Genomic DNA, 7,123 nt, shown 5'->3' on the forward strand with positions numbered 1-7,123 from the left:
GGGCCACGCATCCGCTCCTTGTCCAGTACTGTTCCCAAGTTGTCCAAAGTAAGGTGCCACCCCGTGTCAGCCACCAAACCCGTCGTCCTCCTCGCCGAGGAACTTTCGCCCGCCACAGTCGAGGCATTGGGCCCGGATTTCGAGATCCGCCAGACCGACGGCGCCGACCGCTCCCAGTTGCTGTCCGCCATTGCCGACGTCGATGCCATCCTGGTCCGTTCGGCCACCCAGGTTGATGCCGAAGCCATCGCCGCCGCGAAGAACCTCAAGGTCATCGCCCGTGCAGGCGTGGGGCTGGACAACGTGGACATCAAGTCCGCCACCCAGGCCGGCGTCATGGTGGTCAACGCTCCCACTTCCAACATTGTGTCCGCCGCTGAACTGACGGTGGGCCACATCCTGAGCCTGGCACGCCACATCCCGCAGGCCAGCTCCGCGCTGAAGAACGGCGAATGGAAGCGTTCCAAGTACACGGGCATCGAGCTGTTCGAGAAGAAGATCGGCATCATTGGCCTGGGCCGCATCGGTGCCCTCGTGGCTGCCCGGCTTCAGGGCTTCGACACCGAGATCCTCGCCTACGACCCCTACATCACCGCTGCCCGTGCGGCGCAGCTGGGCGTCAAGCTGGTCACGCTGGACGAGCTCCTGGCAAACGCGGACTTCATCACCATCCACATGCCCAAGACGCCTGAGACCGTTGGGATGCTGGGCGCTGACGCCTTCCGCAAGATGAAGGAATCCGCGTATGTGATCAACGTGGCCCGTGGTGGCCTGGTTGACGAGGAAGCCCTCTACACCGCTTTGAAGGAAGGCCAGATTGCCGGCGCCGGCGTTGACGTTTTCGTCAAGGAGCCCAGCACGGACCTGCCCTTCTTCGAACTCGACAACGTTGTGGTGACCCCGCACCTTGGTGCCTCCACGGACGAAGCCCAGGAGAAGGCCGGCGTCTCGGTGGCCAAGTCGGTCCGCCTCGCCCTGGCCGGCGAACTGGTCCCGGATGCCGTGAACGTGGCCGGCGGCGTCATTGCCAGCGACATCCGCCCGGGCATCCCGCTGATCGAAAAGCTCGGCCGGATCTTCACCGCCCTGACGCACGCTTCCCTGACCCAGATCGACGTCGAGGTTGCCGGTGAAATCGCCGCCCTGGACGTCAAGGTCCTGGAACTCGCCGCCCTCAAGGGTGTGTTCGCCGATGTTGTCACCGAGCAGGTTTCCTACGTCAACGCACCCGTCATCGCCGAGCAGCGCGGCATAAACACCCGCCTGATCACCACGCCGGATGCCGAGGACTACCGCAACGTCCTGACCATCCGTGGCGCACTCAGCGACGGTTCCCAGATCTCCGTGGCCGGTACCCTGACCGGCCCCAAGCAGGTGGAGAAGCTGGTAGGCGTCAACGGGTACGACGTCGAAATTCCCATCAGCGAGCACCTGGTGGTTGTTGCCTACGCTGACCGTCCGGGCGTCATTGGCACCATCGGCCACATCCTGGGCATGAACAACATCAACATCGGCGGCATGCAGGTTGCCCGACAGACCGAAGGCGGCCAGGTCCTGGCGCTCCTGACCATCGACAGCTCGGTCCCGCAGCAGGTGCTCGAGGCCATCAAGGCAGGCATCGGAGCGGACATGGTCCGCGAAGTGGACCTGGAGGACTAGGGGTCATCCTCAAAGCTGATTTTGGCGTGGTGGAGACACACTTCTGACACGCTTGCGTGGCCGGTCTGCTTACAATGGCTGGGTCCGGGATTCGGACCCGGCAGCAGGCCGGCCACTACTTTTTGCACATACAGCCCGGGATTCCTTTGTGTTTTCGAGGGGTCAGGGTCCATGTGTGCGCGCCCGCAATCAAGGTCTCAGGGAGCCCAATGAACGCCGTCCAAAGGTTCATCAGAAGCCGTGTGCTGCTGCTGACCGCGGCCATTTTGATCGTCGCGATGTGCTTGTCCGTCCTCGTCCAGAGCCAGTCGCAGGCGGCCCTGAACCGGACCGTGGACGAGAACTCGCGCGGTCTGTACGACATCCTGGTCCAGGCAAAGCCTGACCAGGCCAAGGACGGCGAGGGTGGTGCGCTGATCCAGCCGGAAATCGCCAACGGCCAGGGCGGCATCAGCTTCGACCAGCTGGACAAGATCCGTGCCATGGGCCAAACGTCCGTGGCTGCCCCGATCAGCCTGGTCTCCCGTGTCTCCCAGAACCTTGAGGCGCCGCGGCTGAATGCCATGGACTACCTCGGCTACAACGCCGGTCTCGCCGGAGCCGTCACGGCAGGCGATCCGTCCGCCATGGACTCCAGCAAATGGCCTGCCGCTGAATCGGTGTTGTCTGACACCCCCAAGAAGTACCGCCTGACGGCCACGGCCACGAGTTCCGACGGCGTCAACCAGCAGACGTTGTTCAAGACCAGCGCCGAGGGCACCCTGGGCAAGGGCCGCCTGGTGCAGGAACAGACCACCGGCGGCTCCAACGTCCGGATCGCCGGACCCGATGGCGAGACGGGCATTAAGTTCCCGGCCCCGGCCCTTGGTTCGGAGCACAACCTCTTCAACCTTTCAGTGGCCCTCCCGTTGGCACCTGAGGTGACAGAGTCCGTCGTCGCGGTTGACCCCGCCTCGGAGAGGGCCCTCTTGGGCTCCGCGGGCGACTTCCTGGCGCCGTTGGAGAAGGCTCCGCCGGCGGATGCCCGCAACGCCGGGGCGATCGGCCGCCATTTCGAAAGCCTGTTCACCACGGGCCTGAGCATGCAGCAGTTGGAGGAAGGCCCTGACTTCCTCGGCGTGAAGCTCAAGTACTGGGCTCCGCTCATGACCCAGTACCAGCAGGCAAAGCGCGACGGACTCCTGACGGACGACTCCCAAGCCATCCCGCTGATTGTCCGCTCCGGCACGTCCCTGGACCTGCAGTACTCGGTCAAGATCGAGGAAATCGATTCGTCCGGCAAGGTGGTCAAGGACGTCGGTACGGTTTCCCGCTCCCTGGATAAGGACTACCTGCCGTTCGTTTCCAAGGCACCCTTCGCACTGGAATGGCCCGGCTCCACCGACCACAGCCAGCTGCTTGGCAGCACGGCCTCCTTCGGCCAGGGCCTCTACGATCCGGCTACGTGGAGTGCGGCTTTCGCCGCTGCACCCAAGTACAAGGACGGCGACCAGGCCGCCAACGGCGCCTCGGACAAGTCAGCCACGCCGGGGGACTGGGTCACGGTCAACCGCCTGCCCGAGAAGTCGTCATTCGGCGCAGCCGTGGACCAGACCCAGCGCAAGCCCGTCGACGAACGCTCCTACCGGGAAGACCTCGCCACCGGCAAGAAGCCGGCCACGCCCATGCCCATGGTGTACGGAACCTTCAACCCCGCGGATGTCCAGGCAGCCGCCGGCGATGTCAACAAGCTTCCGCTCGGTGGCTACGATCCCGCGCCCATGACCCTGACCAAGGATGCCCAGGGCAAGGATGTGGACGGCACGCAGTTGAAGCCTTCCCTGAGTGCAACAGGCCTGGTGAGCCAGTCCGCCGGTGCCATCACCGACTACTACGGCCTGGCCGCAGCCCGCGGCTACGACTCCAACGCCAACGTCATCGACGCCATCCGCGTCCGTGCCAACGCAACGGGCAACTGGAAGCAGGCGCAGCCCGAGGTTGAGAAGCTCGCAGCCCAGATCCGCGAGCTCGGACTCGAAGCCACCGTGGTTGCAGGCTCGGCGCGTGAAGACGCCAACATCTTCGTCCCCGGCTACAGCAAGGACGACTCCGGCAAGGAATCGGCACTGGGCACCGTCCAGCAGTCGTGGGTCCGGCAGGATGCCGCCGACGCCGTGTCCGGCTCCCTGACGGGCACCAACGTCACCCTTCTCTTCCTGACCCTGCTCGGCGCCACGCTGCTCACGGGTGCGTCGACGGTCAGCTACATCCGGCAGCGCCGGAGCGAAGCCGGCATCCTCCGGGCCATGGGGTGGACGCAGAAACGTATCCGGTCCTGGGTCCTTGAGGAGTTCGCGGTGGGCGCGGCTGCCTTGGCTGCGGCCGGCATCATCCTGAGCCTGCTCAGCTGGAACCTCGCCACCGTCATCGTCTCGATCACCATGTTGATCATCTATGCGGGCGCTGCGTTCCTCGCCGCGCGGCAACTGCGCCACCGCGTTGTAGTGGACCAGGAACCCCAGCATGACGAACGACTCGTCACCGTGGATTCGCCGCTGACGTTCGCCAACAGGCAGCTGACCACCAACCGCTTCAACTCGATCTCGCTGGCCGTGGCCGTGGGCGTCTTCGGTGCCGCCGTGGGTGCGCTGATCGCCTTGCTGATCGATATTCCCCGCGCCGCAGGCGCCAGTGCACTCAGCGGCCTGGCGGCAGCGAGCGTGGCCCTGCCCAGTGTGATCCTGGCAGTGTTCGGTGTGCTCGTGGGCCTGCTGCTGACCTTGGTCACCGGCCGGTTCGAGCTCCACGCCAAGCGTGAGTACCTCGGTACCCTGCGTGCCATGGGCTGGAACCCTGACATGCTGGGCCAGGTCCGCTTCTTCGAAAACGCCCTCGTGGGCACCGTGGCCCTTCCCCTCGGCGTCCTTGGCGCGCTGGGACTGGGTCTGCTCCTTGCTCCCTACGCGGCTTTGTGGGCCGGGCTGGCCGGTCTGCTGGCCGTAATTTGCTGGATTCCGATTGCAACGAAAGTAGTCAAATGACTGAGACTCCCAACCCCGAGCTGACGGCGACCCCGGAATCCACGGACGAGTCGCTGCAGACGCGCGCCAACACGATCGTGAAGGCCGCCGACCACGCCACTCCGCTGGAGCTGAGCCGTGTCACCATCCACTACGGTGGCGACAAGGGCGGGGCCGAGGAAGTAGACGTCGTCGATGACTTCAACCTCACGCTGCACGCCGGTGAGATGCACTGCATCGCCGGCCGAAGCGGCTCCGGCAAGACCAGTATCCTGACCGTGAGCGCCGGACTGACGCTCCCGACGTCGGGCAAGGTCTTTTGGGAGGGCACGTCCCTGGAAGCGATGGGCGACGACGAAATCGCCGACCGCCGTCGTGCACTCATCGGCTACGTGGACCAGGGCGGTGCCCTGATCGACGGCATGAGCGCACTGGAGAACGTCCTGCTGCCTGCCGTTCCGGACGGCGAAGTGGAGCAGCGCACCGAGATGGCCAAGGATCTCCTGGACCTGGTGGGCCTGGGTCGCCGCATGCGCCACCGCCCGGCCCAGCTCTCCGGCGGTGAGCGCCAGCGCGTTGCCATTGCCCGGGCGCTGATCCTCGGCACGCGCGTCCTGGTGGTGGACGAGCCCACAGCCAGCCTTGACCGCGCCGCCGCCAACCGCATCATCGGTATCCTCAAGGACACCACCAGCGACGGCATCGCGGTACTCGTGGCGTCACACGACCATGAACTGGTCCGGCTCAGCGATACGCTGACCGAGCTTAACTAGCTTCTCCACACCGAAAATAAAGGTAACTTCTTAGAGTGACGTCTGCAGAGAAATCCCCGTTCTACATCACCACGGCCATCAGCTACCCCAACGGCGTGCCGCACATCGGGCACGCCTACGAGGTCATCGCCACTGATGCCATGGCGCGCTTCAAGCGCCTCGACGGCCATGAAGTGTTCTTCATGACCGGCACCGATGAGCACGGGCTCAAGATGCAGCAGTCCGCCGAGAAGGAGGGCCTCACTGCCAAGGAACTGGCCGACCGGAACTCCGCTGCCTTCAAGCAGATGAGCAAGGACCTGGGCATCTCCCACGACCGCTTCATCCGGACCACGGACCCGGACCACTATGCGGCGTCGCAGGCCATCTGGAAGAAGATGGAAGCCAACGGCGATATCTACCTCTCCAAGTACGAGGGCTGGTACTCCGTCCGCGATGAGGCGTACTACGTCGAGGACGACACTGTGGTGAAGGAAGACGGCCTGCGCTACTCCAAGGAAACCGACACCCTGGTGACGTGGACTGCGGAGGAGAGCTACTTCTTCCGGCTGTCCGCCTACCAGGAAAAACTCCTGGCGTTGTACGAGGAACAGCCCGAGTTCGGGGCACCGCAGTCGCGGTTCAACGAGGTCATCAGCTTCGTCAAGCGCGGTCTTGAGGACTTGTCCATCAGCCGCACCACGTTCGACTGGGGTGTTCCGGTTCCGGGCGACGAGAAGCACGTCATGTATGTCTGGGTGGATGCCCTCACCAACTACCTGACCGGTGCGGGCTACCCGGACGTGGACTCCGAATCCTTCAAGAAGTTCTGGCCGGCTGATGTCCACGTGATCGGCAAGGACATCTCCCGCTTCCACGCCATCTACTGGCCCGCGTTCCTCATGAGTGCCGGCCTGGAGTTGCCTAAGCGCGTCATGATCCACGGCTTCCTGACGAACAACGGTGTCAAGATGTCCAAGTCGCTCGGCAACGTGGTGGCACCGCAGGACTTCGTAAAGCAGTACGGGCTGGACCAGTGCCGCTTCTTTTTCCTTCGTGAAGTCCCGTTCGGCGCCGATGGCAGCTACAACCACGAGGCGATCGTGGGCCGCATGAACTCGGACCTCGCCAACAACTTCGGCAACCTGGCCCAGCGTTCGCTGTCCATGGTGGCCAAGAACTGCGACGGCAAGGTTCCTGTTCCCGGTGACTTCACCGCCGAGGACCAGGCCCTCCTGGCCAAAGCGGGCGCCTTGCTGGAAACGGCCCGCGGCGCCTTCGAGAAGCAGGAGTTCAGCCGTGCGCTCGAAGCCATCTGGACCGTGCTGGGTGACACCAATGCCTACTTCGCCGAGCAGGCGCCGTGGGTGCTGCGGAAGACGGACCTGGAGCGCATGAACACGGTCCTCTACGTCACTTTGGAAGTTGTGCGGATCGTGGCGATCCTCGCCCAGCCTGTCATGCCGTCGTCGTCCGCCAAGCTGCTTGAGGTGCTTGGCCAGCCCGAAGGCGAGGCGCGCCAGTTTGCCGCCATCGCCACGCCGATCGTTGCCGGCACGGAGCTTCCGGCTCCCGCTCCGGTGTTCCCGCGCTACGAGGAACCGGCCGAGGCCTGACCGACGCTCGTTACCTTTTTCGTAGCCTGTTTCCTGGTGCAGGATATGGGTGTGCTGGCCTGCCGGCTCCGGCATGATTTTGACGCTCTGTCGCTTG

4 protein-coding genes are annotated in these 7,123 nt (G+C 64.5%); all 4 read left to right on the plus strand.

Annotation, left to right across the window (positions count from 1 at the left end; genetic code table 11):
- The first annotated feature begins 63 nt into the window (after positions 1-63).
- Positions 64-1,659, plus strand: coding sequence for a phosphoglycerate dehydrogenase (gene serA, locus ACH488_RS04440; RefSeq protein ID WP_397322508.1), 1,596 nt, complete (start codon positions 64-66; stop codon positions 1,657-1,659).
- Between the two features lie 209 nt (positions 1,660-1,868).
- Entirely contained in the window at positions 1,869-4,679 is a 2,811-nt protein-coding gene (locus ACH488_RS04445; protein WP_397322509.1) for an FtsX-like permease family protein, read from the plus strand.
- On the plus strand, positions 4,676-5,431 hold the full coding sequence (locus ACH488_RS04450; protein WP_397322510.1) for an ABC transporter ATP-binding protein: 756 nt from the start codon (positions 4,676-4,678) through the stop codon (positions 5,429-5,431). The genes ACH488_RS04445 and ACH488_RS04450 overlap by 4 nt, the downstream gene beginning before the upstream one ends.
- Before the next feature lie 35 nt (positions 5,432-5,466).
- Positions 5,467-7,026 (plus strand): methionine--tRNA ligase, encoded by a 1,560-nt coding sequence (gene metG / locus ACH488_RS04455; RefSeq protein WP_397322511.1) that lies wholly within the window; start codon positions 5,467-5,469, stop codon positions 7,024-7,026.
- The last annotated feature ends 97 nt before the right edge of the window (positions 7,027-7,123 follow it).

The sequence above is a fragment of the Paenarthrobacter sp. NPDC018779 genome, assembly GCF_044391085.1.
Classification (GTDB): domain Bacteria; phylum Actinomycetota; class Actinomycetes; order Actinomycetales; family Micrococcaceae; genus Arthrobacter.

Excerpts from the sequence above, each read along its gene's own strand:
- ACH488_RS04445 (WP_397322509.1), top strand. The coding sequence starts at position 1,869 with ATGAACGCCGTCCAAAGGTTCATCAGAAGCCGTGTGCTGCTGCTGACC.
- ACH488_RS04450 (WP_397322510.1), top strand. The coding sequence starts at position 4,676 with ATGACTGAGACTCCCAACCCCGAGCTGACGGCGACCCCGGAATCCACG.